22 protein-coding genes are annotated in these 25,778 nt (G+C 42.7%); 13 read left to right on the top strand and 9 right to left on the bottom strand.

What is annotated here, in order from left to right:
• The first annotated feature begins 130 nt into the window (after positions 1–130).
• The 8 genes from htpG (at position 131) to WAE59_RS21060 (ending at position 7,632) form a co-directional block, all read left to right on the top strand.
• Positions 131–2,020, top strand: a complete 1,890-nt coding sequence (gene htpG, locus WAE59_RS21095; protein WP_337857974.1) for a molecular chaperone HtpG — start codon at positions 131–133, stop codon at positions 2,018–2,020.
• Positions 2,021–2,221: 201 nt separating this feature from the next.
• The gene (locus WAE59_RS21090; RefSeq protein WP_337857973.1) at positions 2,222–2,908 is read left to right on the top strand and encodes a DUF4397 domain-containing protein; all 687 of its coding nucleotides are present in this window, start codon (positions 2,222–2,224) and stop codon (positions 2,906–2,908) included.
• A gap of 94 nt (positions 2,909–3,002) precedes the next feature.
• A complete protein-coding gene (locus WAE59_RS21085; RefSeq protein WP_337857972.1) occupies positions 3,003–3,572 on the top strand; it encodes an RNA polymerase sigma factor in 570 nt (189 codons plus the stop codon).
• Positions 3,559–4,812 (top strand): outer membrane beta-barrel protein, encoded by a 1,254-nt coding sequence (locus tag WAE59_RS21080; protein ID WP_337857971.1) that lies wholly within the window; start codon positions 3,559–3,561, stop codon positions 4,810–4,812. The genes WAE59_RS21085 and WAE59_RS21080 overlap by 14 nt, the downstream gene beginning before the upstream one ends.
• Positions 4,813–4,925: 113 nt before the next feature.
• The gene (locus tag WAE59_RS21075; protein WP_337857970.1) at positions 4,926–5,297 is read left to right on the top strand and encodes a hypothetical protein; all 372 of its coding nucleotides are present in this window, start codon (positions 4,926–4,928) and stop codon (positions 5,295–5,297) included.
• 38 nt (positions 5,298–5,335) lie between these two features.
• Positions 5,336–5,929: a penicillin-binding protein activator LpoB gene (locus WAE59_RS21070; RefSeq protein ID WP_337857969.1), complete on the top strand. Its 594-nt coding sequence runs from the start codon at positions 5,336–5,338 to the stop codon at positions 5,927–5,929.
• A gap of 25 nt (positions 5,930–5,954) precedes the next feature.
• The gene (locus WAE59_RS21065; RefSeq protein WP_337857968.1) at positions 5,955–7,388 is read left to right on the top strand and encodes a COG3014 family protein; all 1,434 of its coding nucleotides are present in this window, start codon (positions 5,955–5,957) and stop codon (positions 7,386–7,388) included.
• Complete coding sequence (locus WAE59_RS21060) at positions 7,372–7,632, top strand: hypothetical protein (RefSeq protein ID WP_337857967.1); 261 nt, start codon at positions 7,372–7,374, stop codon at positions 7,630–7,632. Before WAE59_RS21065 ends, WAE59_RS21060 begins: the two co-directional genes overlap by 17 nt.
• Positions 7,633–7,635: 3 nt before the next feature.
• On the opposite strand, the gene WAE59_RS21055 is transcribed toward WAE59_RS21060, so the two are convergent.
• The 8 genes from WAE59_RS21055 to ruvX all read right to left on the bottom strand — a co-directional run bounded on the left by WAE59_RS21055 (position 7,636) and on the right by ruvX (position 15,097).
• The gene (locus tag WAE59_RS21055) at positions 7,636–9,174 is read right to left on the bottom strand and encodes a YifB family Mg chelatase-like AAA ATPase (protein ID WP_337857966.1); all 1,539 of its coding nucleotides are present in this window, start codon (positions 9,172–9,174) and stop codon (positions 7,636–7,638) included.
• Between the two features lie 127 nt (positions 9,175–9,301).
• Complete coding sequence (gene ffh / locus WAE59_RS21050) at positions 9,302–10,642, bottom strand: signal recognition particle protein (protein WP_337857965.1); 1,341 nt, start codon at positions 10,640–10,642, stop codon at positions 9,302–9,304.
• A gap of 111 nt (positions 10,643–10,753) precedes the next feature.
• The gene (locus tag WAE59_RS21045; protein WP_337857964.1) at positions 10,754–11,785 is read right to left on the bottom strand and encodes a DUF3078 domain-containing protein; all 1,032 of its coding nucleotides are present in this window, start codon (positions 11,783–11,785) and stop codon (positions 10,754–10,756) included.
• 72 nt (positions 11,786–11,857) lie between these two features.
• Positions 11,858–12,193 (bottom strand): hypothetical protein, encoded by a 336-nt coding sequence (locus WAE59_RS21040; protein ID WP_337857963.1) that lies wholly within the window; start codon positions 12,191–12,193, stop codon positions 11,858–11,860.
• On the bottom strand, positions 12,190–12,984 hold the full coding sequence (locus WAE59_RS21035; protein WP_337857962.1) for a hypothetical protein: 795 nt from the start codon (positions 12,982–12,984) through the stop codon (positions 12,190–12,192). Before WAE59_RS21035 ends, WAE59_RS21040 begins: the two co-directional genes overlap by 4 nt.
• Before the next feature lie 49 nt (positions 12,985–13,033).
• Positions 13,034–14,035, bottom strand: coding sequence for a glucosaminidase domain-containing protein (locus tag WAE59_RS21030; RefSeq protein WP_337857961.1), 1,002 nt, complete (start codon positions 14,033–14,035; stop codon positions 13,034–13,036).
• 2 nt (positions 14,036–14,037) lie between these two features.
• Entirely contained in the window at positions 14,038–14,673 is a 636-nt protein-coding gene (locus WAE59_RS21025; protein ID WP_337857960.1) for an O-methyltransferase, read from the bottom strand.
• 4 nt (positions 14,674–14,677) lie between these two features.
• A complete protein-coding gene (gene ruvX, locus WAE59_RS21020; RefSeq protein ID WP_337857959.1) occupies positions 14,678–15,097 on the bottom strand; it encodes a Holliday junction resolvase RuvX in 420 nt (139 codons plus the stop codon).
• A 227-nt stretch (positions 15,098–15,324) separates the two neighbouring features.
• Here ruvX and WAE59_RS21015 point away from each other — a divergent pair, with 227 nt between their 5' ends.
• The 3 genes from WAE59_RS21015 to WAE59_RS21005 are packed head-to-tail and all read left to right on the top strand — an operon-like array spanning position 15,325 to position 18,456.
• Complete coding sequence (locus tag WAE59_RS21015; protein ID WP_337857958.1) at positions 15,325–16,473, top strand: DNA polymerase III subunit; 1,149 nt, start codon at positions 15,325–15,327, stop codon at positions 16,471–16,473.
• Positions 16,474–16,475: 2 nt separating this feature from the next.
• On the top strand, positions 16,476–17,987 hold the full coding sequence (gene ricT, locus WAE59_RS21010) for a regulatory iron-sulfur-containing complex subunit RicT (RefSeq protein WP_337857957.1): 1,512 nt from the start codon (positions 16,476–16,478) through the stop codon (positions 17,985–17,987).
• On the top strand, positions 17,974–18,456 hold the full coding sequence (locus WAE59_RS21005; RefSeq protein WP_337857956.1) for a gliding motility lipoprotein GldH: 483 nt from the start codon (positions 17,974–17,976) through the stop codon (positions 18,454–18,456). Before ricT ends, WAE59_RS21005 begins: the two co-directional genes overlap by 14 nt.
• Here the strand turns inward: WAE59_RS21005 and WAE59_RS21000 are convergent.
• Entirely contained in the window at positions 18,439–19,740 is a 1,302-nt protein-coding gene (locus WAE59_RS21000) for a UDP-N-acetylmuramoyl-tripeptide--D-alanyl-D-alanine ligase (RefSeq protein WP_337857955.1), read from the bottom strand. The two genes, WAE59_RS21005 and WAE59_RS21000, sit on opposite strands and share 18 nt — an antisense overlap.
• Positions 19,741–19,832: 92 nt before the next feature.
• On the opposite strand from WAE59_RS21000, the gene WAE59_RS20995 reads away from it, so the two are divergent.
• Both WAE59_RS20995 and WAE59_RS20990 read left to right on the top strand, forming a co-directional pair.
• Entirely contained in the window at positions 19,833–22,310 is a 2,478-nt protein-coding gene (locus WAE59_RS20995; protein WP_337857954.1) for a M14 family metallopeptidase, read from the top strand.
• Positions 22,311–22,629: 319 nt separating this feature from the next.
• On the top strand, positions 22,630–25,776 hold the full coding sequence (locus WAE59_RS20990) for a SusC/RagA family TonB-linked outer membrane protein (RefSeq protein ID WP_337857953.1): 3,147 nt from the start codon (positions 22,630–22,632) through the stop codon (positions 25,774–25,776).
• Positions 25,777–25,778: the final 2 nt, after the last annotated feature.

Below are 25,778 nucleotides of genomic sequence, written 5' to 3'. Positions count from 1 at the left end.
CTCATAGGAGTGTCAAGTATAAGAAAATTTTCTGGCGCTTAGCACATTGGTCAAACTGTCAATTTGACAAGAAACAGGATTTGGAATAGGCATTGATAGGCTCGCTATGTACTTAAAAATGAGTTAACATATGAGCATAGAAGAAAAAGGAACCATATCCATTCACACGGAGAACATTTTCCCAATCATCAAGAAATTCCTGTATTCAGACAACGAGATCTTTTTAAGAGAACTGGTGTCCAATGCCGTTGATGCGGTACAAAAAATTAAACGCTTAGCAGCACTTGGCCAATATAATGGTGAGCTGGGCGATCCGCTTGTAGAAGTCGCAGTAGATAAAGAAGCGAAAACCATTACCATTAGCGACAATGGCTTGGGCATGACCGCAGAGGAAATTAAAAAATACATCAATCAGGTAGCGTTCTCTGGCGCAAGTGAGTTCGTGGAGAAATTTAAGGATGCAAAAGATGCCAATGAGATCATTGGTAAGTTCGGTTTAGGCTTCTATTCAGCCTTTATGGTGGCCGATTTAGTAGAAATCCAAACCCTTTCTTATCAGGAAGGTGCAGAATCCGCACGCTGGGTTTGCGACGGCAGTACTTCTTTTGAAATCACTGCTGGTGATAAAACCACTCGTGGTACGAGCATCATCCTCCACATCAATGCAGAATCTGAAGAATTCCTGGAGAACCATAAACTGAAAGAGATCCTTGATAAATACGGAAAGTTTTTGCCTGTGCCGATTAAATTTGGAACCAAAACAATTCAAGAGCCAGATGGTGAAGATGAAGAAGGTAAACCCAAGACCAAAAGTGTAGAGGTAGATGATATCATCAATACAACCAATCCGATCTGGACAAAAGCACCTGCAGATTTGTCAGATGAAGACTATCTCGATTTCTACAAACAACTGTACCCTTTCTCCGAAGACCCTTTATTCTGGATTCACCTGAATGTGGATTATCCTTTCAACCTGACAGGAGTGTTGTATTTTCCCAAGCTTAAGAACGATTACGAATTTCAGCGAAACAAAATCAAGTTGTTCTCTCGCCAGGTCTTCATCACTGATGAGGTGAAGGACATTGTGCCGGAGTTCCTGATGTTGCTGCATGGCGTGATTGATTCACCGGATATTCCGCTAAACGTTTCAAGAAGTTTTCTGCAGGCCGACAGCAATGTGAAAAAGATCAATAGCTATATCACTAAAAAGGTAGCAGATAAATTGCAGGAACTGTTCAATAAAGACCGTAAAGCCTATGAACAGAAATGGACTGACATCGGTCTTTTCGTAAAATATGGTATGGTGAGTGAGGAAAAATTCTATGACAAAGCCAAGGATTTTGCTTTATTGACCAATACCAAGGAAGAGCATTTTACTTTGGAAGAGTATCGGGATAAAGTAAAAGACATTCAAACCGATAAAAATGGAACTTTGGTGTACATCTATGCCAATGACCCGGCAAAGCAAGACAGCTTCATTCAATCAGCGAATAAAAAGGACTACGACGTACTCCTGATGAATTCGCCAATTGACAATCACTTCGTGAGCCAGCTGGAGCAAAAATTGGAAAAAACTTCGCTGAAGCGTGTAGATTCCAGTGTTGCCAGCCAGTTGATCGATAAGGATGAAAACCATGAATCTGTTTTATCTGAAGATCAGTCTAAAGAAGTAAAAGAAATTTTTGAGAAAGCGATTACCAAACCAGGTTACAGCGTGGAAATCGTAGGTCTGAACCCAGAAGAGTTACCGGTTACAGTAACTATGGATGAGTTCATGCGCCGTATGAAAGACATGGCTGCTATGGGCGGAGGTATGGGTTTTTATGGCAATATGCCAGATAGTTATAAGGTTGCCATTAATGGCAATCATAAACTGATCTCCAAGATCCTCGCTGCTGAAAATGCAGAGACAAAAGCTATATTAGCCAAACAGGCAGTTGACCTTGCGCTGCTTGCTCAGGGGATGCTTACAGGGGCAGAGCTAACAGCCTTTGTCAGCAGAAGTGTTGAGTTGATCTAATAGTTAATCATTTATGCAGCCCCGCAGTTTTGGAAAGAACTGCGGGGCTTTTTGTTTAATAAGGAAGCAGATAAAAATAAAAAAATGAATATTATCGATTTAGCTGTAGCGTTTTTCGAATTTATACCGTTTACAGAATAAAAAGTGTTAATGGCCATTAACCCATTGTATGATAACCTTATAAAAAGACAATTCAACATCATGAAGATAAAAGCATTATTCGCTATTGCGGCCCTATCCGCAACCATAGCATCTTGTACTAAAGACTACGACAATTATACGCCACAACCCATTTCTGGTTTAAGCATATACCAGGCTTCGCCAACTACAGAGAAGTTGGATGTCTATGTGGGTTCTAATAAAGCCAATGAGACAGATTTTGCTTTAGGCAACAAGATAGAGTACCTGAATGTTTATTCAGGAGAAAGACAGGTGACCTTGAGAAAAAAAGGAACAGAACCGGTTTTACTGACTGAGAAGCTAACATTTGAGCCACAGATCGGTTACTCCCTTTTTATCGCAGACAATTTGGCTGCAGTGAAGTTTCTTATGCTGAAGGATGACTTGAGCAAGCCAGCTACAGGAAAAGCAAGAGTACGTTTTGTGAACCTAAGCCCTGATGGTGGCGCTTTAAATTTGAATATTGAAGGGAAAGATACTGACCTTTTTACAAACAAATTGTTCAAAGAGTACACTTCCTTTGAAGACATCGATGCAGCAGATAAAGTAACTTTTAATGTAAAAAACACCGCCGGAGGAGCTATCGCTACTAAAATACAGGATGTGAAAATTGAGTCAGGAAAGATTTACACCGTATGGGTGAAAGGATTAAAAGCAACCACTGATGATACGAAAATCGGTGTACTTGTTTCAGAGCATAAGCTTTAAAATAGAAAAGGGCATTGGAGATGTAATTGGCTCAATGCCCTTTTTTATATATTTTTAACCAGCGATTCGTTAGCCATATGGTAATAAAATAGAGATGCTCAAGCTTGAGGAAGTTATAGCGGGATGTTTGAGGAACGACAATAAAAGTAAAGAACTGATATATAAATCATTCTATGGCTATTTAATGGGCGTTATTCTGCGCTATGTGCACGACCGGAATGATTCAGAAGAACTGGTCAATGACAGCTTCATCAAAATATTCAAAAGCATCGCCCAATTCAGTTTTCCTAAGGAAGAAGTAGAACTTCAAAAAGCCTTTAGAGGCTGGATCGCCCGGATTTCTTCCCGTACGGCTATAGATTTTCTAAGAACAAGCCGGACCTATCTTTCCGTAGATGATCTTGCTGAGGAGCAGCAGCCCATCACGCAATTCAACGCAATCTCACAGCTCAACGTTCAGGATATTTTCAAATTGCTGAAAGCATTGCCGGAAATGCATCGCTTAGTATTCAATATGTATGAAGTCGAAGGCTTTTCACATGATGAAATATCCAAAATGTTAAGTATACCGGAAAGTTCCAGTAGGGTATACCTAACCAGGGCTAAAAATAAATTAAGAGAATTGTATTCAAAAACTTTAACCAATTCATATGCAGCCAACTAATCATATGAACCCTGCAGAGGATGAGTTCATTGCTCATGTCCGGCAAAGCCTCTCCGATCACGAAGAGGAATATGTACCGGGAGCCTGGGAGAAATTTAATAAAAAAGAGAAGAAAAGTCAGGTTGTCTGGCTTTGGAGCTTGAGTACTGCCGCGGCAGTACTGATTGTATGTGCATTGGTATTCCTTCGTGAGGGTAAAAATACACCTGAACCGGGCGTTAAATTTAATTCCACTGCTGACTTTGGATCGGTAAAAAAAGAAACAAAGAAACAGGAACCCGGAACTGAGCTGAGAATGTCGGATAATACCGTTGTGGTTGGACAACAGGTAGAGGGCGGCACAGTGGTTCCTGTAAATGGATATAAAAATATAAACTCCTCCGAGGGTTTAGCTGCGGCAAACATTCCGTCGGTGACGAATACCAATCTCAAGCCCAATATACAAGATCTGGCCGGAAATAAAGTGCCTGATGACAGGGCTTCGGTTGAGAAGGGGGAGATACCAGCGGAAAAGGAAAAAATGAGTTTTGAAGAGTTTCTGGAAAAAGAAAGTGCAAGTAATGCTATCGTTAAAACTTCAACAAAACAAAAAGAGGACAAATGGGAAATGGGGCTCATGTTGGCGCCTTCCATGGGTAACAATAAAAAATTAAATATGGGATATGGCTTAAGCATGGCTTACGCTTTGTCTGATAAGGTTGCCATCGGTTCTGGTCTCGCGTATAACGAAATGGGGGCTGCGAGAGACAATGCAGCGCCCGAAGCTATGCCAAACGCGCCCTCTTCTATGACTGCACTTGCTAGCAGCAGTAAACAATTACAGTCTGTTCAAACCAGGGTTAGAGGGGTAGATATTCCTTTAGAGCTGAGGTACAAGTTCAGTCCAAAGCTTTACGCCAATGCGGGAATATCTGTTTTTGCCGTGTTTAAGCAAGAGCAACAAAACACTTTCCTGCAAAGCAGTGTAGAGTCTGCGGCATCAGCAGGTTTACTGAATCAGGACAAAGATGCTTTTCGACAGGTATTGGTCAATAGGCTGGTTTCTGAGGAGGCACCAAAAGAAGAACTTAAAAGCGACCCTTACCTGGGCTTTTATAACTTTTCTATCGGCTTCAAGCAAAAAGTTTCTAAAAAAAGTGCCATTGCGATCGAACCTTTCCTGAAAGTACCAATGAAGGAGACCACGAATGAAAACCTGCGTTTAATAGGTACCGGGGTCAAATTGAAGTTTGACTTTTAGATCTGTAACCTTTTTAAAATTTAGTCGTCTATATATTGACACAGAGATTAAAATCGACAGATGAAAGCAGGGGAAATATTGATTAATTTTGTGTCAGTTAAATCTTTATATAGATGAAAGCAAGAATAATTACTTTGGGATTGGCGACACTTTTCGCCTTTTCTGCGAAGCTGTCTGCACAACAAACGTCCTCATTATTAGCAGATCAGAATCCCAGACACCAGGAGGCTCTGGCAAAATACATCGCAGTTTCTGATTCGCTTACTCAGACACAAGGAACCACAGTTCAGGCAACCTATAAGGCCTATGATTGGTATGAAGCCAGGGAAGAGCGTAGAAAACAAAGACGCGAGCGCAACTATCAATACGACTTATATAGCTATCCTTACTATCAAAATAGTTTCTATCAGCCTTATTCAGGATATTATGGGAACTTTGGATATACCCATTGGTCCGGCCGGAATAGGTTTTGGTATGGCTGGTAGTCTTAATTTTCGCTTAAATAACCCCATATTTTATAAAAATGCAGTTTAAAAAAATAGTAACCCTGGTCGCCATTGCGGTTTCAGGGATCGTAATCTCTTCATGTTCAAGGAAAGTGACTAGAATCGACACCAATGCAACTGTCGACGTTAGTGGAAAATGGAATAATACCGATTCGAGGTTAGTTGCCCAGGAAATGACTGGAAGTGTACTTGGAGCCAAATGGTTGTCTAATCATCTCGAAGCGAAATCTGGAAAAAGACCAGTCGTCGTCGTAGGTGTGGTACAAAATAAAAGCCATGAACACATCGATGCAGAAACTTTTGTAAAGGATGTAGAAAGTGCATTTGTATCCAGCGAGCGGGTACGCCTGGTGCAGGGAGGAAAGAAACGCGAAGAACTGCGGGCAGAGAAAGCCGATCAGCAGGATAATGCTTCAGTTTCTACCATGAAAAAGTTTGGACTTGAAAATGGCGCTGATTATATCCTGCAGGGCTCCATAAATTCCATCGTTGATTCCCATAAAAGAGACAAAGTTGTCTATTATCAGGTAAACCTGGAACTGACTGACATACAGACTAATGAAGTGGTTTGGATTGGTGATAAAAAAATAGCTAAATCCGTTAAGAACTAGTCGGTAAAATCGACTTTAGCATACCATGACAAGCATCAATAGGCATTATTTTAGGGCATCAGTTCTTCTCGTTCTGATGCTTTTTCTTTTCAGTTGCGCATCCTACAATGACAAAATCGCTGCTTATTACAAACAGGTTTCCAGTGGTAATTATAAAGAAGCTCAAAAGGAACTGGAAAAGAACAGTCTGCTCGGTAAGCCCAGAAATAGACTTTTGTTGCTTTTGGAACAAGGGAAAATGAGTCACCTGAACGGCGACTATAATGAGAGTAACCGCTATTTTAACGAAGCGGATGAGCTATTCGAAAAAAGACTCGGAGGTGCCGGAGATGCAGTAGTAGGTACTTTGGTCAATCCCATGGCACAAAGTTATAAAGGAGAGGATTTCGAGAAATTCATGATTCATTACTATAAGGCGCTCAATTACCTCTACCTCAACAAAACAGAAGACGCAATTGTAGAGGCTAGAAGGATCAGCTTGCAGTCGCAGGAACAAGAGGATAAATTTGGAGAGAAGGTAAACCGATATAGTAAAGATGCTTTTTCTTTGACGCTACAGGGCTTGATCTATGAATGTGGCGGAGACATCAACAATGCTTTTATCGCTTACAGGAATGCTGCAGAAACCTATCTTGGTACGACTGATAAGACATGGTATGGAACCGCAATGCCTGTGAGCCTGCAATATGATGTGCTTAGAACAGCAGAGTTGAACGGATTTACTTCGGAAAGGCTACGATTTGAGACACTATTTGGTCTAAAATATCAAGCCCGGCCGGTATCTGAAGGAGGTGAACTCGTTTTCTTCTGGGAGAACGGACTCGCGCCGGTAAAGCAACAACAGGAATTTTTCTTTTCCCTGATCAGAAGTAGCGGAGGCGACCTCGTCTTTACTAATGCAGCAGGTACGCTATTTATACCTTACAACAGTAGTTATGGCAGTAACGACATCAATTTAAACGGTTTGAACAGTTTGAGGGCCACCTTCCCAAAATATGTTGCTCAGCACCCTCATTTTTCACTGGCCACCCTTTCTGGAAACGGTGATACGGTAAACTTTGAAAAAACAGAAGATATCAATCAGCTTGCTGTTAAAACTTTGGATCAGCGTTTTGTAAAGGAAATGGGTAAAATCCTGACCCGGCTGGCTGTGAAGAAAAGTGCGGAATACCTTTTAAAGGAAAGCTCCAAAGGAAGCGGGAAGAATGGAAAGGACAACACACTGCTGGAAGGATTAGGTTTTGGGGTTCAGCTCTATAGTCTGCTGTCGGAAAAAGCGGATACCCGGAACTGGCAGTCACTCCCTGCAGAGATAAAATATGCTCGTATTCCTTTGCAGAAAGGCGAAAATACCATTACTTTGAATCTAAATGGTGCCAATGGCACAAAAGAAACAAGAACAATAAAGATTACCGGAACAGGAAAGCTCCAGATATATAATTATGCAACAGCCCTTTGACATTACCATCGCCAATATTGATTATGCCGTTTTCCCGGAAGGGAATGATACTTACGTCATCTTTAAAGAAGGCAAGGAATACGTACATATTCAGAAGGATACCGATACCCAATGGATAAAACTAGATCCTGAAACGGCTACACCTGTATTTGAAACCAATGAGGAAATCAACAGTATTGGTGCAGCCATACTGGCTTATGTTCCTGAAGAAGAAGAAGACGAGGATTACGAAGAGGAAGCATAATTTTTATCCTGACCAGCTGTCGCGGTCCAGGCTGCGGTAATGGATGGCTTCGGCCAAATGTTCCAGTTGTATGGTTTCACTGCCCTCAATGTCTGCAATTGTACGTGATACTTTTAGAATACGGTCGTAGGCACGTGCAGAAAGTCCAAGCCTTTCCATCGCCTTTTTGATGAGGGCCTGACCAGCAGGATCAATTTTGCAAATACGTCTAACCATGTTGGGATTCATTTGTGCATTGTAGTGCAAGGCATCATTTCCCCGGAAGCGTTGGGATTGAAATGCCCTCGCCTGGATTACCCGCATCCTGATTGCTTCGCTTTTTTCTCCATCTGCCATTGAAATCAGGTCATCGAATTCCACCGGTGTGACCTCAACATGCAAATCTATCCTGTCCAGTAAGGGTCCGGAAATCTTGCTTAGGTATTTCTGTACTATACCAGGAGCGCAGGTACATTCTTTCTCCGGATGATTGTAAAAGCCGCATGGACAAGGATTCATTGAAGCGATTAGCATAAAACTGGCGGGGTATTCTACAGTAATCCTGGCCCGGGACAGCACCACGTTCCTGTCCTCCAGCGGCTGACGCATAACTTCCAGTACTGATCGCTTGAATTCCGGTAGTTCATCCAGAAACAGCACTCCGTTATGCGCCAGGGAAATTTCCCCCGGCTGGGGATTTGCTCCTCCTCCAACTAATGCAATGTCCGAAACCGTATGGTGTGGACAACGGTAGGGGCGCTCTGTCATCAGGGAATCAGCAGCGCCGAGCTTTCCTGCTACGGAATGGATTTTAGTAGTCTCCAGGGCTTCCTGTAAGCTTAATGGTGGCAATATCGTTGGCAGGCGTTTGGCCAACATTGTCTTTCCTGCTCCGGGAGGGCCAATGAGGATCAGGTTATGTCCTCCGGCAGCGGCGATTTCAAGAGCCCGCTTAATATTTTCTTGCCCTTTGACGTCAGAAAAATCATAAGAATAGCTATTTACTTTATTAAAGAACTCATCACGCGTGTTCACTACTACGGGATTATGAGTTTCGTTACCGTTAAACAAGCCAATCACTTCGCTTAGGTTCCGCAGTCCGTAAACCTGAAGGTCATTTACAATTGCTGCTTCTCTTGAATTGTCTTTAGGTAAGATAAAACCTTTAAAACCGGCATTGCGTGCTTGTATCGCTATTGGCAAAGCTCCCTTCATCGGTTGCAGCCCACCGTCCAGCGACAGTTCTCCCATAATGAAGTAGTCAGTAATCCTCTCTGTTTCAAGCTGTCCGGAAGCAGCAAGAATCCCGATAGCGATGGGTAGGTCATAGGCTGAGCCCTCCTTCCTGATATCGGCTGGTGCGAGGTTGATGACGATCTTTTGTCTGGGCATCTTTAATCCCGCCGACTGAATGGCACTTTCAATTCGTCTCAAACTTTCTTTAATCGCATTATCGGGCAAGCCTACAATATGGTAGCGCGTTCCCGCGCCTATACTCACTTCGATGGTTATGGTCAATGCATTCACGCCAAACACTGCACTGCCATAGGTTTTAATCAGCATAGTTTAAAAATAATAGTACAGGTGAAGTTAGTCCTGTTTTATGTTAAGGTGGTAAAGGCATATTGGTTTAAATAAAAAAATCCCGGCCTATTGGGCCGGGATCTTAAAATTTTCTAAGGATAATGACTTACATCCTGCCCTGAGGCATTTTAGGCATATTGCGCATCATCTTTGCTGCGGCTGCCGGATTGGAGAATTGTTTCATTACCTTCCGCATATCTTCAAATTGCTTGATCAGCTTCGTTACTTCTTCAATGGATGTACCGGAACCTTTAGCGATACGGACTCTCCTGCTTTGTTGGATACTGTCCGGATTTTCACGCTCGAATTTTGTCATTGACTGTATAACAGCTTCAACGCTTTTGAAGGCATCGTCCTCAATGTCCACATTCTTCATCATTTTACCTACTCCCGGAATCATACCCATCAAATCCTTCATGTTGCCCATTTTCTTGATCTGTTGGATCTGGTTGTAGAAGTCATTGAAATCGAACTTGTTCTTGCGGATCTTTTTCTGAAGTTCAGCTGCTTCCTTTTCGTCGAACTGCTGTTGGGCACGCTCTACCAGGGAAACAACGTCACCCATACCCAGGATCCTCGAAGCCATCCTTTCCGGATAGAATACATCCAGGGCATCCATTTTCTCTCCGGTACCGATGAATTTGATCGGTTTGTTCACCACTGACTTAATGGAAAGGGCCGCACCACCACGGGTATCACCATCCAGTTTGGTCAGTACTACACCGGTAAAGTCGAGCCTGTCATTGAAAGCTTTTGCTGTATTAACCGCATCCTGTCCGGTCATGGCATCAACAACAAACAGGATTTCGTGCGGTTTAGTATTTTCTTTTACGGCGGCGATCTCATTCATCATCTCCTCATCAATTGCCAATCGGCCTGCCGTATCTATGATGATTACATTGTTGTTTTGCTTCTTACCTTCTGCGATACCTTCCAGCGCGATGCCTACGGGATCTTTGGAAGCGATATTCGCATAGACTGGAACACCGATCTGTTCGCCGAGAATCTGCAACTGGTCTACCGCAGCCGGGCGGTACACATCGCCGGCCACCAATAAAGGTTTCTTGCCTTTACTTTTCAGGAAATTGGCCAGTTTACCTGTAAAGGTTGTTTTACCCGCACCGTTCAGTCCGGCAATTAATATGATCGTAGGGTTATTCTTTAAATCCAGTTCAGTAACCTCTCCGCCCATCAAAGCGGTCAGTTCGTCGTTCATCACCTTGGTCAGCAACTGGCCAGGAGATACCGCGGTCAATACATTTAAACCTAAAGCTTTTTCTTTAACCTCGTCCGTGAAACTTTTTGCTGTTTTATAATTTACGTCGGCATCCAACAAAGCTTTACGGATTTCCTTCATGGTTTCGGCCACGTTGATTTCTGTAATGCTTCCCTGTCCTTTTAAAACTTTAAATGCACGGTCTAGTTTATCCTGTAAATTCTCAAACATTTTCTTTAATGCTTAGTGTTCAAAATTGTAAGTTCCAAAGTTATTAATTTTGCGCTAAAGCACAGCTAATATTTTATTTAATCAGCAGCAGCAAACGCAATAAAATCAGGCTTATCTTGGGAAGGTAAAGCCAAATCCAAGGGAAAGATTCTGGCTGGCCTGGATTTCCGGATCCGAATCCTTATCAAACAATCCTACCCCATTGATCGTCACGTTCATAAATTTGTTGATCCGGGATTTTAAGGTTACGTCCAGACGATGGTCAATATGCTCTAACTTCCTGTCGTATGGAATGAACATATTATAACGGGCATATAGGAATACGTTGGTGAAGATTTGCTTTTCCCCAAAAGTACTCGTGATCTGGAAAGCCAGCTCATTCCTAAAGTTTTTGTCGGAAGGTACCCCAAAATAGTCTGCTTTTTTACTATTCGGATTTCTTGCCAGTTCTGCTTCAATAAGGGCATCCATATTCCCTATAAACGTTTGTTTGGCCGTTCCTGTACCTAATCGAGTTGAAAAATAATTAACAGGTTTATACTCAAAACCGATGGATTCCGTAATGTATCCCGGAGAGAAAAACTTAGAGATCAGTTGTTTTTGCTCATCATTATTGGGGCCGCCCCGGTAATAATTGTATCCATCATCGAATTGCGTTTCTAATGTCACCGAGCCAAAGAAAAACCAGCTTTTAGACAACTGGATATTTGCTTTATTGTCCCAAAAAATCCTGTCTTTGGTTTTCTTTTGCAACTGATCTTTGTTCTTGATCTTTCCGTATTCCATCCTCAAGTCGCTGGTATAGCTAAAGCCTTCCTTGGTGTAGGATGCTTTGTAATTGACCAGACCACCAACAGCAAATGAGTTCACCCCACCACTCCTCCAGTTCTTGGAAAAAGCACCCTGGTTCACATCTATACCAATTGTTGTAGTTGTTCTCCAATAGTTCACTTTTTCGTCGATCACCATAGGTACAATCTTTACCGGTTTAAAATCGAGGGATCCTATTCTCGATGGCAAAGGGCTACGTTTGAGTTTAATTTCCAGTCCCTTGGTGTTAATAGGGAGCGTATCAATCTCCTGAGCAAACAGGCTTGATGAGGAAATAAACAGCAATAAGAGGCAGATATTAAAACGCTTCATTATTACAAAGAAAAACAAAAATGTGATTGATTAAAAGTTTATTAGGAAACTAATTGCAAAATAAGGAGGCAGTTATCTCGTTTTTTTTAAATAATGTAGCCAGGAAAAGGGCTTCCTAACAGTCAGATAGCTCATGTTGTGCTCATTTGCATAGGCTTCCTTTTCAAAACAAATGTTGAAATAAGCCAGGTAATGATTGTTGAACCGTAGTAGGTTGGCCAGATAATGGACGAGGTAAAGCAGGAAGAAAGGCAGTAGCAGCAATTCCAGTTGCTGGCGGAAGTGAATGCGCTCATGATTGATCAGCAAAGGATCTTTCTTCAAAGCTGCATTTCTGACGATGATAAAAGGAAATATCGCCATACCGTTTGCAGGCAGTTTTGGCCATATCAGGAACCAGGGTTTCAAAACTCTTCCAGATTTACTTTTGGCAATGGAGGCAGTCTGAAAGCTGCTGGGTTGCGCTTATAGCTGACATAGCTGTTTTTCAGAAAAACCACAAAAGCGTAATCCGATGCCGTCAGTACAAATTCATAGGACGGCCTGTACTGCTGCATGAAATCAGTGATTTCATAATCTCCAATCTGCAATACCTGTTTCACATACTCCGGTCGGAAGCGGTAGTCTATAATCGCCTCCCGGTAATCTCTTTCCAGGATTTTCTGCAGGTGACGGGCATTTTTTCCTTCCCTGCTCAACAGGTTATAGATTGCATCTATACCCAGGCCAACGCCGCCAAGTCCCATATTCAGCAGATCCTTTGCTTTGCCTTTGTCTAAGGCGTATTTGTATTCTTTGAAAGTCTTATCGTATTGCTCCTTTGGGCTCAGTTTTTTAGCTAAAATGGAGACTTCACGCAGGTTGATGCCCAGTGATTTCAACTGAAAATAAACGGACTTCTGCCCCTTATACATGATGGTGTCTACCGCATAGCCTTGCAGTATGGCAAACAAAGTATCCCCCAGGGCAACTTTCACATTAAATTCTCCCTTAGTGGTATTGTAAATCCCCTCGTCTTTGCTGGCATTGTAAATAAATACTTTTGCCAGGCGGAGTTTACTGTCTTTGTCTACCACAAAGCCCTGCACATTTCCTGTCTGTGCTTTAGCTGCATCATGCAGGAAAAAAGACAGCAGTAATGCCACTGCAATCATGCAGTAAGTTCTGGAGATCAAGAAAATGCCTGATAAAAATCTCATTGAAAAACAAAGCTACAAGTTAAACAAATGCCTCAGATATAACTTAACATTATTTAACTAAGATCAGTTTTTGCCCAATTTTAATACCAGTATCTGCCAGGTTGTTTAGTAGCTTCAATTCTTCTATGCCAATATTAAAGCGTTTGGATATGCTGTATAGGGTATCTCCCTTTTGGACGGTATAAGTTTTATCTGCGGGAATGGCCAAAGGATCTGAGCTTGGTAGCGGTGTAACCACTTTGGATGTCTCGCCCTGCTTTACCGAATCCGCTACAGGTTTCCTGGATGAGGAAGGTCTATACACAGGAGCAGGTGGCAGGTCCGGATTCACTACCGGTGCAGAAATCCTTAAGGTATCTGGGGTTTTGATGACCTGTTTGGAGGGAGGTGTAGCCACTGGGGTAAATTTCTTCTGTTCTTTAGGAATGTTGGCATTGATTTCCGTAAATACCCGGTCTTCGCGTTTCAATTTCTCATTTTCCGATTCCGGAATGTCGTATTGGTACAACTGGTATTTATCGATCACATTGATCAGCAGGTTCGGGTAGTTCGGGTTGGTGGCATAGCCCGCAGTTTTCAATCCTCTGGCCCAGTTTTTATAGTCGTTTTTGTCCAGTTCAAACAAGAAACTGTAGCGTTTCCGCTTCAAAAATTCAGAATGGTCCTTGTATGATTCCCTGGCGTCTTTGTACACACGGAAGCAATCGTCGGCCTTGTCGTCGTCTTTATAATATCCCTTCCCTTTCCAGTCTGAGGTACATTTGATGCCGAAATGGTTGTTGGCATAACGCGCGAGGCTGCTGTTGCCACTCCCCGATTCAATGATCCCTTGTGCCAATGTAATACTAGCTGGAATCCCATACCGGTTCATCTCTTCTATGGCCACATCCTTAAACAACTGAATGTAGCTCAGTGTGGTCTGTGATTTAAAATCAGGATTGGATTTGTTGGCTGCTTTCTCAATCTTCTTATTGTTGCGGCTATATTGCCTCGACTTACAGGCAGAGAAAAAGATGGCGATAATGGCAAGGCTGAGTATTTTATTGTTCATTGTTATTTTTTCCGGATGATGAATAGACCATCCCTTACCGGGAGGATCAGCTTTTCTACGCGCTCATCTGCTGCGATCTTGTCGTTAAATGTAGTGATATTTTTGGTGTCTTTGTCGGGATTGTTGTTCAGCACTTTTCCGCTCCAGAGTACATTATCTACGATGATGAGTCCTCCTTTTCTCACGCGATCAAAGACCATGTCATAATAGGTGCCATTGTTTTTCTTATCGGCGTCAATGAAAACGAGGTCGAAACTTTCTTCAAGCGTCTGAAGGGTTTGGTTGGCATCGCCAAGGATATAACTGATCTGCTCATTGTATGCTGAAGCAGCGAAATTCCTGCGTACCATATCTTCCAGCTCCTCGTTGATGTCCAGGGTGTACAGCATCCCATCTTCAGTAAGACCTTCTGCCAGGCAAATCGTCGCATACCCGGTGAAGGTTCCTATTTCCAGGATGCGCCTGGGACTGGTCATTTTACTGAGCATGCTCAGTACCCTGCCCTGATAATGTCCTGATAGCATTCGGGGCATCAGTACTTTGAGCTGGGTTTCGCGGTCTATTTGTTGTAGTAGCTCTGGTTCTGGTTCGCAATAGTTGAGCAGTAGTTGCTGTAAGTCGTCGTTGATGAGGCTCATGTTCTTAGGTTAAACGGTTGGCTTCCATGAAATATTGCAGGATGATCGTGGCGGATATGGTATCAACCCTTTCCTTATTCTGACGGTCTTGTTTTTTCAATCCGCTCTGCAGGATCGTTTGATGGGCGAGTTTGGAAGTAAAGCGCTCATCGATCCAATGTTGAGGGATGTCCGGATAGGTTTTTTTCAACGTTCTTGCAAAACCTTTTACATGCTGGGCAGAATCAGAGGGGGAGCCATCCATTTGTTTTGGATCACCAAAGACGAAGGCAGAAACGGTTTCCGTAGACAGGTACTTCTTTAAAAATTCCATGATGTCTTTAGGGTGTACCGTATCCAGTCCGGTTGCAATGATCTGCAGAGGGTCGGTGACGGCAAGGCCGATTCTCTTTGTGCCGTAATCAAAAGCTAAAATCCTGCTCATATTTTTTTGAGGGGAAAAATACGCCCTCCCGGGTCAAAGATAAGAAAGGATTTCAGAACAGAACCGGCAGATCCGCTATTGGGCAGAATCAGGACTGAAATGGGATTTGGAGGGAATTGCTTCGGGTTTTGGGTACCTTTACCCGAAGCAGGCCCAACCAAAGCCCAACGGAATCCCCAAGCTGGTAGTTAGGTGGTATTTCTTAAAATTTTACTATTTTGCACCAAATGCAGTTTAAAAACATCATAGGTCAGGAGCAGGTTAAGCAGCAATTGTTGCAAACGGTGGCGGAGAACAGGATCAGTCATGCGCAGTTATTTCTGTCCTGTGACGGAAGCGGTGCGCTACTCCTGGCTATTGCCTATGCGCAGTATATCAACTGTATTGATAAGCAGTCTGATGACAGTTGTGGCCTGTGCTCTTCCTGTCGTAAATACGAACGCTACATCCATCCCGATCTGCATTTTTCTTATCCTTTTTTTGCGTCGAAAGATGTCCGGATAGCCGTAGATGTACTCGAAGAATGGCGGAGTATGTTGTTGGAAGATCCCTATTTCGATATGGACATCTGGCGGTCGAAACTGAGCGCGGAAAATAAACAGGCAAATATCAACATTGCTGAATGTCACGACATCATCAAAAAATTGAGCTATAAAGCTTTTGAGGGTGATACCAAGGTCCTGATCATGTGGCTGCCTGAATACCTCGATAAAGAGGGCAACTCTTTACTCAAGATCATAGAAGAACCACCTGCAAATACCTTGTTCCTATTGGTGGCCAATAATCAGGAACAGATCTTATCTACGTTACTGTCAAGGACGCAGATCGTAAAAATACCCAAGCTAGACTATGGCACCATGGAGACTTACCTGATGGAAGAACATGGGCTTTCCGAAAATCAGGCTACAGAATACAGCTTTCTGGCAGATGGAAACCTGATTGAGGCGAAACAGCTGATCTTACATACCCAAAATGAGCACGCAGACAAGTTTGCAGAATGGCTGAGGATGGGATATGGGAACCGGGTACTAGACCTCACCGTCTTTACCGAGCAGATTGCTGGCTGGGGCAGGGAAAACCAAAAAAACTTTTTAAAGTACGGGATCAGTTTCATGAGAGAATGCAGTTTATTGCTCTCCGGGGCCGAAGAACTGGTGAAATTGCCGGGCGCAGCTCTAGATACCGCAAAGAAATTATCGACCCATGTCCTGAGCCTGAACATGGCCGATGCTATTATTTCAGAATTGGAAAAGGCTCATTATCATATAGAAAGAAATGCGAACCCGAAAATTCTGTTTTTAGATGTATCTTTACAGCTAGTAAAAATAATTAAGTTTAAAACGCTCCCTAAGGGGACTCAATATATATACAATTAATTATGGGATGTGGAAGTTGTTCTACAGGAGGCGGTTGCGCCCCCGCAGGCTGCAAAAGTAATGGCTCATGCCTTACTGGCGGATGCGGAAAAATGGAAGTTTACGATTGGCTGTCTAACTTAGATACGCCTTCTAATTATACACCTTTTCAGGTTATCGAAGTTAAATTTAAAGGCGCAAGGAAGGAATTCTTCCTGAATGTCGATAATATTTACCTGGAAATTGGAGAGTTGATCGCTGTGGAAGGCCCTACGGGCGGATACGACATCGGCCATGTTTCCCTCACGGGTGAATTGGTGCGGATGCAGATGAAGCGCCGCAAAACACCGATCGATCAGGTCACCAGAAAAGTGTACCGGAAAGCTACAGAAGCTGATGTGGAGAAATGGAAGATCGCCAAAGGACTGGAGTGGGAAACGATGCACAAAGCGCGTACCCTTGCCCTTGATCTTCGCTTGTCTATGAAAATCAGTGATGTCGATTATCAGGGAGATAAAACCAAAGCCACCTTTTTCTATACTGCTGAAGGCAGGGTAGATTTCAGGGAGCTGATCAAAAAAATGGCTGAAACATTCCGCATAAGGATTGAAATGCGTCAGATCGGAATGCGTCAGGAAGCTGGCCGCCTGGGCGGTATTGGATCATGCGGGCGCGAACTGTGCTGTTCTACCTGGCTTACAAATTTCAAGACCGTATCTACTGCTGCTGCAAGGTATCAGAATCTTTCTTTGAATACACTAAAGCTGGCCGGGCAATGCGGTAAACTGAAATGCTGTCTGAACTATGAACTGGATACTTATCTGGATGCGTTAAAAGATATTCCCGACCGTATAGAGGCATTGCAGACCGAAATTGGTGTGGCCCGTCATCAGAAAACGGACATCTTCAAGAAAATCATGTGGTTTGCCTATCCAAATACTGAGGACTGGATCCCATTGAAAGTCGATCGGGTAAAGGAAATCATGGCCATGAACAAGCGTGGTCAGAAACCGGTTAACCTGAAAGAGGAAGCATTGGAACTGACACCTGTTGCTGTAGTGGAGAAGACCCATGATTATGAAAATGTGGTGGGTCAGGACAGTTTGACCAGGCTCGACGATAAATCGAGAAATAAGAACAATAGAAACAACAGGAATAAAGGGAACGATAGAAATAAACAGGTCAAGGGAAATCAGCCTGCATCATCCGGGAAACCTGCTCAGCCTGAAGCCAGAAAAGGTCAACAACCGAAGCAGGCGCAACAGGGACCTCAGCAGGCAAAACCGGCTCAGGGGGGAAGGACTCCGCAACAAAATAAGCCCGGACAACAGCCCAAGCAGAACCAGCAGCCCAGGCCACCAAGACCCGAAGGACAGAAAAAAGAAAATGCAGCAGTAATGGGTACTCCTGCGGAAGGTTTGAACACTCAGGAGGGCGTGCCCGCGACGGGGCAGCCATCTGCCAACAGAAACCGCAACCGCAACAACCGCAGAAAGAAACCAAAAGACAATAAGCCTAAAAATGAATCAGAATAAGCTTTTGATTTTATTTATTGCCCTGTTCAGTTCCATAGTCGCATTGCTTGGATGTGAACAGGGCACTATGGTAGACAGCAATATGAGCATGCCTTCCCGAAACTGGAACTATGCAAATAAGGTGAAGGTTCAGGTTGAGATCAAAGACCAAAATAGGCCAGTAGACATTCATTTTAAGCTCAGGCATACTGCCGACTACCGATATTCCAATATATTTGTTCTGCTGCATATCAAAGGCGCAGGAGGTACTAAGAGAACGATTCGATACGAGTATAAGCTGGCCCAGCCGGACGGACAATGGAACGGATCAGGCTCTGGCAACCTATTTACCTATACCCTGCCATTGCTCACCAATTATAAATTTCCGGTTCCCGGAAAATATGACCTGGAAGTAGAGCAAAATATGCGTGATAACCCTCTTCAGGAGATCAGCGATGCAGGGATTAAAGTATCACAGCAAGGGCAGTAACTGCTCCAAGGCCATTCCCCTCGATCCTTTTAATAAAACCAGATGGTCTTTTATGGGATTGATTGCCAGGAATTCTTTAGCCTCAGCAGGACTGTTGAAGAATAGCGCATCCAGTTCATCCTTTAACGTGTAGAATTGCTTTCCAATCAGTATGACGGTATCCAGATCTAATAATGCGGCCTCCTGGGCAATCAGGTCATGCTGTTCAGCAGATTCAGTCCCCAACTCAAACATATCTCCTATGATCACCGTTTTATGCGCAGCATTGAGCAGCGCAATATTTTTCAGCGCGGCAGACATGCTGCTGGGATTGGCATTGTAAAAATCGCAAACGACCGTGTTATGCGCTGTTTTACTGATCTGAGAACGGTTGTTTTTAGGGATATACCCCGACAAACCTTTGTTGATCTGAACTGGATTTACTTCGAAAAACTGTCCGATACAGATTGCTGCCAATATATTTTCAAAATTATAAGCGCCTGTAAGGTTAAGTCCGGTTTGGTGGTCACCAGTGTTATCGCTCCAGGAGATTTCAATGAAAGGGTCAGTTTTCAGCAGTTTTCCCCATACAGAGTTGTTGCTTTCTGTGCCGTAGTAAATGATTTTATGGAGTGCTGCGGTTTCGCTCATTTCCAATAGGTGCTGGCTATCGTGGCAAACAAAGGCGAAACCGTCATGTAGTTTCAAATAAGCGTACAGTTCGGCTTTCCCCTTTTTTACGCCTTCAAATCCACCGAAGCCATCCAAATGAGCCATGCCTACATTGGTGATGAGCCCATGCGTGGGTTGCGCGATGCTGCAAAGAAATTCGATCTCCTTCTGGTGATTGGCACCCATTTCGATAATGGCGATCTCGATATCTTTCTGAATTGAAAGGATAGATAAAGGGACACCGATATGGTTGTTGAGATTTCCTTTGGTAGCAAAAGTTCTGTATTTTTCCGATAAAACAGCATTAATCAGTTCTTTAGTCGTAGTTTTTCCATTGCTGCCAGTAAGGCCTATTACCGGAATGTTGAGCTGAGCCCGGTGGTATGTGGCCAGCTGCTGTAAGGCGGTTAATACATCTGGAACCAGCAAATAGCGTTCGTCAAGCTGGTAGTCGGGATTGTCGATGATGACATAGGCGGCCCCATCATTGATTGCTTTTTCTGCAAACTGGTTGGCATCAAAGTTTTCTCCCTTTAATGCAAAAAATAAGCAACCTGGGCTGATGGTCCTTGTATCTGTAGAGATGCCAGGGTGTTTCAGGTAATGTTGATACAGGGAGTCGATACTTGTCATGGGAGAAAAGGAATAAATGATATGGTAAAATTACGTTATGAAAGAGAAACAAAAAATAAACTTTAGTATTTTGTACACTTAAACCAGATTTTATGAGCCGTATTGTCTTGCCTTTCCTGTTTTTGATCCTGGTTTGCAATGTTGCGGTAGGACAATTGAAATCTCCAGATGAATTTTTGGGTTATGAACTGGGCAGCAGGTTTACCTCACATGAGCGGGTACTGGAATACTTCCGCTACCTGGGAAAGGCTGAAGGTGTGCGTCTTCAAAGTTATGGAAAAAGCTATGAGCAGCGGGAATTGCTGGTTGCCATTGTTTCCTCCAGGGAAAACATGGAAAATCTGGAGCAGATCCGTCGTTCAAACCTAAACCTGAGTAAAGCGAAACCCTCCGATCTGAATAAGCAACCGGCTATTCTTTGGTTAAGTTACAACGTACATGGTAATGAAGCCAGCAGTACAGAAACGGCAATGAAAATGCTGTATGAGCTGGTTGTCAGGAAGACAAAAAACATACAGGAATGGCTGAAGAATACTGTGGTGGTCATTGATCCCTGCCTGAACCCCGACGGGAGAGAACGGTATGTCAATTATTTCAATGAAGTGAGTGGCTCGAAGCCAAATGCCAATCCTATGGCGAGAGAGCATTTTGAACCCTGGCCGGGCGGTCGGTACAATCACTATTATTTTGATCTCAACCGGGATTGGGCATGGCAAACACAAGTGGAGACCAAGCAGCGGCTGAGGCTTTACCAGGACTGGATGCCGGAATTGCATGTCGATTTTCATGAGCAAAACTACAATGAACCCTATTATTTTGCCCCTGCGGCAGAACCAATACATGAAGATGTTTCAAAATGGCAGAGAGATTTTCAGGTCATCGTAGGGAAAAATAATGCAAAGTATTTTGATGAACAGGGCTGGAAATATTTTACGAAGGAACGCTTTGATCTCTTGTATCCTTCCTATGGAGATACCTATCCGCTGTATAATGGTAGTATTGGGATGACCTATGAACAGGGAGGTATTGGTGCCGGACTTGCGGTGGTGACCATTGATGGCGACACGCTGACTTTAAAAGACCGCATAGATCATCATTATGTGAGTGGGATGGCTACACTGGAAACGGTCTCCAAACATGCGACGAAGCTGGTCGAAGAGTTTAGACTGTATTTTCAGCAAGCTGTTGAGGTGCCGCAGGGCGTTTATAAAACCTATGTAGTGAAAGCCCAAAATGTGAACAGGCTAAAACGGCTCAGTAAACTATTGAAAGACAATGGAATTTCTTTTGCCTATGGTTCAGTGGAAAAAAATTGGCGCGGCTATAATTTTGAGACTAAAAAGACCGAAAACTTTAAGCTGGAAAGGAATGACCTGGTGCTGAACCTTCAACAGCCTAAGGCGGTATTGGCGAATGTGCTTTTTGAGCCACAGACCTCTATTAAGGACTCCAATACTTATGACATTACTGCATGGGCCCTTCCCTATGCCTATGGGCTAAAAGCTTACGCCCTTAAAGAGCCTGTAAAAGGTTTGTTCACAGAGATAGCGGAAGAACCTAAGAGCGAGATTGGGGAAAAGCCTTATGCCTGGATTTTTCCCTGGAATTCTCTGGAGGATGCGCAATTGCTGATTGCTTTACAAAAGGCTGGAATTAAAGTGCGAATGGCAGAGGAGGGATTCACTTCTGCAGGCAAGGTCTTTCCTTCAGGGTCGATCCTGATATATCGTAATGAGAATGAAAAATTAGTCAGGAATTTATCGGCAAAAATTTTAGCTATACAGAGGGAACTTGGCCTTTCTGTTTATTCCAGTCCAAGCGGCTACGTGGAAAAAGGAAAAGATTTTGGGTCTACAGTGTACCCCGTCTTGAGCATCCCCAAAGTTGCGGTTGTTTCCGGTATGGGGATTTCTTCCCAGAGCGTCGGAGAAATCTGGCATTTTTTTGAGCAGGAGCTTCATTATCCCATTACAATGATTGCAGAGCACCATTTGTCGGTATTAGATATCAATAAAATTAACGTATTGATCTTACCTGATGGGGTATATGCAGATCATACTAATGAGAAATTAGAAGACTGGATTAAACTTGGCGGAAAAGTGATCTTATTTGAGGACGCAATAGCTGCTGTAGCTGGGAAGAAGCCATTTTCGGTTAAGCTAAAGGACACTTTGAAAGAGGAAGAATCACAGACAGGTTTTAAGAAGTACGGTGAGCGAAAACAGGAGGACATGTCCAACGCTATTCCTGGAGCGATATTTAAGGTAGAGCTCGACAGTAGTCACCCGTTGTCGGCCGGCTTGGGAGATTACTATTACACTTTAAAGACAGACGATAAAATTTATGACCCCTTGACAAAAGGATGGAACGTAGGTGTTTTAAAACCAAATGCTTACATGGCGGGGATAGCAGGGAAATCAGTGTTGCGAAAGCTGGATCAAGGGATGTTGTTTGGTGTACAATCTATCGGAAAAGGTGTGGCTGTTTATTTAGGCAGTGATATATTATTTCGATCTTTTTGGGAAAATGGAAAACAAATGTTTGCAAACGCTGTTTTTCTAATAAACTAGCAGTAATAGAACGTTTTAGATTCCCAGTCTGATAAGTGCCAAGCGAAACATTTTTAAAATCCCCCTATTTGCTAGAATTTGTTAAAAAATGTTAAATATTTTGTGACGATCACTTGTAAGGATGCTTTTCGGATGAAAAGGGATGTGAATCTAGGTTTGTCGAAATAAAATTCTGCATATCTCCGGTTTTTAGTCATTTTGAGTTGTTTTTCATTGTCATTTTAATGTCATTTAGTTGTGGGCGTTTAAAAAGACTTATGCAAGCATATCAAATTCTTTATATTTGGTTAATTATTGACTAACCTAAATTTTATTTTTTATGAAAAAACTTGTACAAAGTTTGTTCATTTTGCTGTTCATAGCGGGCACCGCTATGGCTCAAGATCGAACTGTTACAGGAACGGTTACAGGCAAGGATGACGGTCTTCCTCTTCCTGGTGTAACGGTTTTAGTTAAGGGTACTAAAAATGGTACTCAAACAGGCGCAGATGGTAAATATGCAATATCTGTACCTTCCGGTTCTGTAGAATTGGTGTTTTCTTATCTGGGATTTACTACCCAGACAATTTCAAGTGCTTCTAGTGTAGTGAACGTGACTTTACAATCGGATGCAACCGCTCTTTCTGAGGTTGTGGTAACTGCAGTTGGTATCACAAGAGAGGCCAAATCATTGGGATATTCAGTGAGTACGATCAAAGGTGATGAGCTGACCAAGGCCAGAGAGACGAACGTAATCAACTCTCTTGCTGGTAAAGTATCTGGTGTAAGGGTGACTTCACAGTCGGGAACTGTAGGTGGTTCGTCTAAGATCATCATCAGGGGAGCTTCATCATTCAACTCAGGTAGTACATCCAATCAGCCCATTTTCGTGATTGATGGTTTACCTGTAGACAATAGCTCGCAACAGGTGAATACCATCTCGACCAGTTCAGTTCCTCAAGGAAGTGCAGGATCAGATTATGGAAACAGAGCCGGGGATTTAAACTCCGACGATATTGAATCCATGACGGTTTTGAAAGGTGCTGCCGCAACAGCGCTTTATGGTGCGCGTGCAAAAAATGGCGCAATTGTAATTACGACCAAAAAAGGTAAAAAAGGTCAAACGACAATTACTGTAAATTCTTCGACTCGATTTGATAATGTGCTGAAACTGCCAAGTTTCCAGAATGAATATGCGCAGGGTGTACAAGGTGTATATAGCACCGGACCAACTGTCAACAGTTCAAGTTTGAACGGCTGGGGACCGAAAATCAGCGAGGTGCAGGACAGGAAGTTTACAGATTATCTGGGCAATCAGGTTACTTTGCAGGCTTACCCTGACAACGTGAAAGATTTTTACAATACAGGAAAAACCTATATTAATTCTGTTTCTTTTGATGGCGGTGGTGAATCTGGTGATTATCGGTTCGGATATACTAATACTATCCAGGACGGTATTATTCCTAATGAGAAATTGAAAAAGAATGTTGTTAGTTTTAATGCAGGAAGAACTGTAGCTCCCGGGCTCGATGTACGTACCAATGTGAACTATACCCGTACAGTTGCAGATGGACGTCCGGTACAAAGTTCTAATAACCCGAGTGTACTTCAATCTATAGTTTACGGTCTTCCTAGAACAATTGACACAAAAGTATTGAAAGACAATTATTTTGATCCGGTTACTAAACAGCAAATCGCACTTACACCAACACGGACAGGTAATAACCCGTACTGGGTAGTTAATAATAACAACTTTTCAAATGTTGTTGACCGTGTTTATGGTAACGCGATCGTAACTTATAAACCATTGAATTGGTTGACAATTTCCAATAATCTAGGTACTGACTTCTACAATGAATTTAGAAGAGGAGTAACAAGACAGGGAACAATTGGTTCATTAACAGGAGATTTCTACGCAGCAAATATTTACAACAGGATCATCAACAATGACCTCTTGCTTACTGTCGATCAGAAATTGACAGAGGACCTGAGCTTGAAAGTAATTGGTGGTTACAATATTTTTGAAAATTTCTACCGTCGCGATCTTTCAGATGCGCAGCAATTAATTGCTGATCAGTTATACAATTATGCGAATGCAGGAAGTGTGGTGACTACAAATACTTCTAATCAAAAACGTATTCAAGGTGTATATGGTGATGTTGGTCTATCTTACAAAGATTATTTGTTCTTAAATGTTACGGGAAGAAATGACTGGTCATCTACATTACCTGTAAATAACAGATCATATTTTTACCCTTCAGTAAGTTCAAGTTTTGTATTTAGCGAGTTGCTTCCAAAAAGTGATTGGTTTAACTATGGTAAATTAAGAGCGAGTTATGCTAACGTAGGTAGTGATACTGATCCATATCAAGGTGTATTCCAGTATTCTCCAATAAGCGCAGCCTTTGCACAATATGGATATGGTTCTACATTTCCATTTAATGGCGTATTAGCATTCAGTAGCCCTGCTACTATCCCAAATTTAAACTTGAAACCACAAAATCAGGCTTCTTATGAAGTTGGTGCTGAGCTGAGATTTTTGCAGAGCCGTGTGAACTTGGATGTAACTTATTACAATACCAATACTTCAGATCAGATCGTGCGGTTGCCTTTGCCACAATCAACAGGTTATTCTGCGGCGTTGTTGAATGCTGGATCTGTTAAAAATAGCGGTTTTGAGATCGTTTTGGGACTGATTCCTTTTAAAACGCAAGACTTTACCTGGAACATGGATGTAAACTTCTCGAGAAATATTCAAAAAATCGAGTTGCCATCTAATCTAGCTTCTTACTCATTGGCTAGTGGTTGGAGTGGATTGTCAATCAAAGCTGAATCAGGAAAACCATTTGGAATTTATGGTGTGGCTTGGGAAAGAGATGGTTCAGGAAATTTGGTTATCGACCCTGCTACTGGACTTAGAAGAACAGTTAGTGACAAAAGGTTAGGCAATATGAGCCCTGACTGGTTAGGTGGAATCAACAATAGCTTTTCTTATAAGGGAGCTTCACTGAGCTTCCTGGTAGATATCAGAAAAGGTGGAGTTATCTATTCTAACTCAGTATCTTCATTAAGAACCAGTGGTTTGGCTGAAGAAACATTGTTGAATAGAGGTCGGGTATTTATAGATAAAGGAGTCAATCCTTCCGGAAATGCAAACGTAACACCAGTTACAAGTATGCAGGATTACTGGGCTCAATATACAACTACAAACACTGAAGCAAATATATTTGATGCTTCTTATGTAAAGCTTAGAGAGGTTAGGTTGTCGTATCAAATACCTGCTAAAGTTTTCCAAACAAGTGCTAAATTTATTAAAGGAGCGGAGATTGGTGTAGAAGGCAGAAACTTATGGATTATCCATGACAACGTTCCGCACATTGATCCTGAGGCTAACTTCTTCGGAACAGAGAGTGTTGCTGAAGGGGTTGAGTTTAACTCAATACCATCAACAAGAACAATTGGTTTCAATATCAGACTTAAGATTTAATG

Source organism: Pedobacter sp. GR22-6 (assembly GCF_037402555.1).
Taxonomy (GTDB): Bacteria; Bacteroidota; Bacteroidia; order Sphingobacteriales; family Sphingobacteriaceae; genus Pedobacter.
Note: the sequence above shows the minus strand (reverse complement) of the source record. Positions and strands in the feature narration are given on the sequence as shown.

What these genes read in the sequence shown, in the direction of transcription:
- WAE59_RS21005 (WP_337857956.1), top strand. Translation starts at nt 17,974, where the DNA reads ATGAATCAGAATAAGCTTTTGATTTTATTTATTGCCCTGTTCAGTTCC.
- ffh (WP_337857965.1), bottom strand. Translation starts at nt 10,642, where the DNA reads ATGTTTGAGAATTTACAGGATAAACTAGACCGTGCATTTAAAGTTTTA.
- WAE59_RS21090 (WP_337857973.1), top strand. Translation starts at nt 2,222, where the DNA reads ATGAAGATAAAAGCATTATTCGCTATTGCGGCCCTATCCGCAACCATA.
- ricT (WP_337857957.1), top strand. Translation starts at nt 16,476, where the DNA reads ATGGGATGTGGAAGTTGTTCTACAGGAGGCGGTTGCGCCCCCGCAGGC.
- WAE59_RS21035 (WP_337857962.1), bottom strand. Translation starts at nt 12,984, where the DNA reads ATGAGATTTTTATCAGGCATTTTCTTGATCTCCAGAACTTACTGCATG.
- WAE59_RS21065 (WP_337857968.1), top strand. Translation starts at nt 5,955, where the DNA reads ATGACAAGCATCAATAGGCATTATTTTAGGGCATCAGTTCTTCTCGTT.
- WAE59_RS21070 (WP_337857969.1), top strand. Translation starts at nt 5,336, where the DNA reads ATGCAGTTTAAAAAAATAGTAACCCTGGTCGCCATTGCGGTTTCAGGG.
- WAE59_RS20995 (WP_337857954.1), top strand. Translation starts at nt 19,833, where the DNA reads ATGAGCCGTATTGTCTTGCCTTTCCTGTTTTTGATCCTGGTTTGCAAT.
- WAE59_RS21000 (WP_337857955.1), bottom strand. Translation starts at nt 19,740, where the DNA reads ATGACAAGTATCGACTCCCTGTATCAACATTACCTGAAACACCCTGGC.
- htpG (WP_337857974.1), top strand. Translation starts at nt 131, where the DNA reads ATGAGCATAGAAGAAAAAGGAACCATATCCATTCACACGGAGAACATT.
- ruvX (WP_337857959.1), bottom strand. Translation starts at nt 15,097, where the DNA reads ATGAGCAGGATTTTAGCTTTTGATTACGGCACAAAGAGAATCGGCCTT.
- WAE59_RS21015 (WP_337857958.1), top strand. Translation starts at nt 15,325, where the DNA reads ATGCAGTTTAAAAACATCATAGGTCAGGAGCAGGTTAAGCAGCAATTG.
- WAE59_RS21030 (WP_337857961.1), bottom strand. Translation starts at nt 14,035, where the DNA reads ATGAACAATAAAATACTCAGCCTTGCCATTATCGCCATCTTTTTCTCT.
- WAE59_RS21055 (WP_337857966.1), bottom strand. Translation starts at nt 9,174, where the DNA reads ATGCTGATTAAAACCTATGGCAGTGCAGTGTTTGGCGTGAATGCATTG.
- WAE59_RS20990 (WP_337857953.1), top strand. Translation starts at nt 22,630, where the DNA reads ATGAAAAAACTTGTACAAAGTTTGTTCATTTTGCTGTTCATAGCGGGC.
- WAE59_RS21045 (WP_337857964.1), bottom strand. Translation starts at nt 11,785, where the DNA reads ATGAAGCGTTTTAATATCTGCCTCTTATTGCTGTTTATTTCCTCATCA.
- WAE59_RS21025 (WP_337857960.1), bottom strand. Translation starts at nt 14,673, where the DNA reads ATGAGCCTCATCAACGACGACTTACAGCAACTACTGCTCAACTATTGC.
- WAE59_RS21080 (WP_337857971.1), top strand. Translation starts at nt 3,559, where the DNA reads ATGCAGCCAACTAATCATATGAACCCTGCAGAGGATGAGTTCATTGCT.
- WAE59_RS21060 (WP_337857967.1), top strand. Translation starts at nt 7,372, where the DNA reads ATGCAACAGCCCTTTGACATTACCATCGCCAATATTGATTATGCCGTT.
- WAE59_RS21075 (WP_337857970.1), top strand. Translation starts at nt 4,926, where the DNA reads ATGAAAGCAAGAATAATTACTTTGGGATTGGCGACACTTTTCGCCTTT.
- WAE59_RS21085 (WP_337857972.1), top strand. Translation starts at nt 3,003, where the DNA reads ATGCTCAAGCTTGAGGAAGTTATAGCGGGATGTTTGAGGAACGACAAT.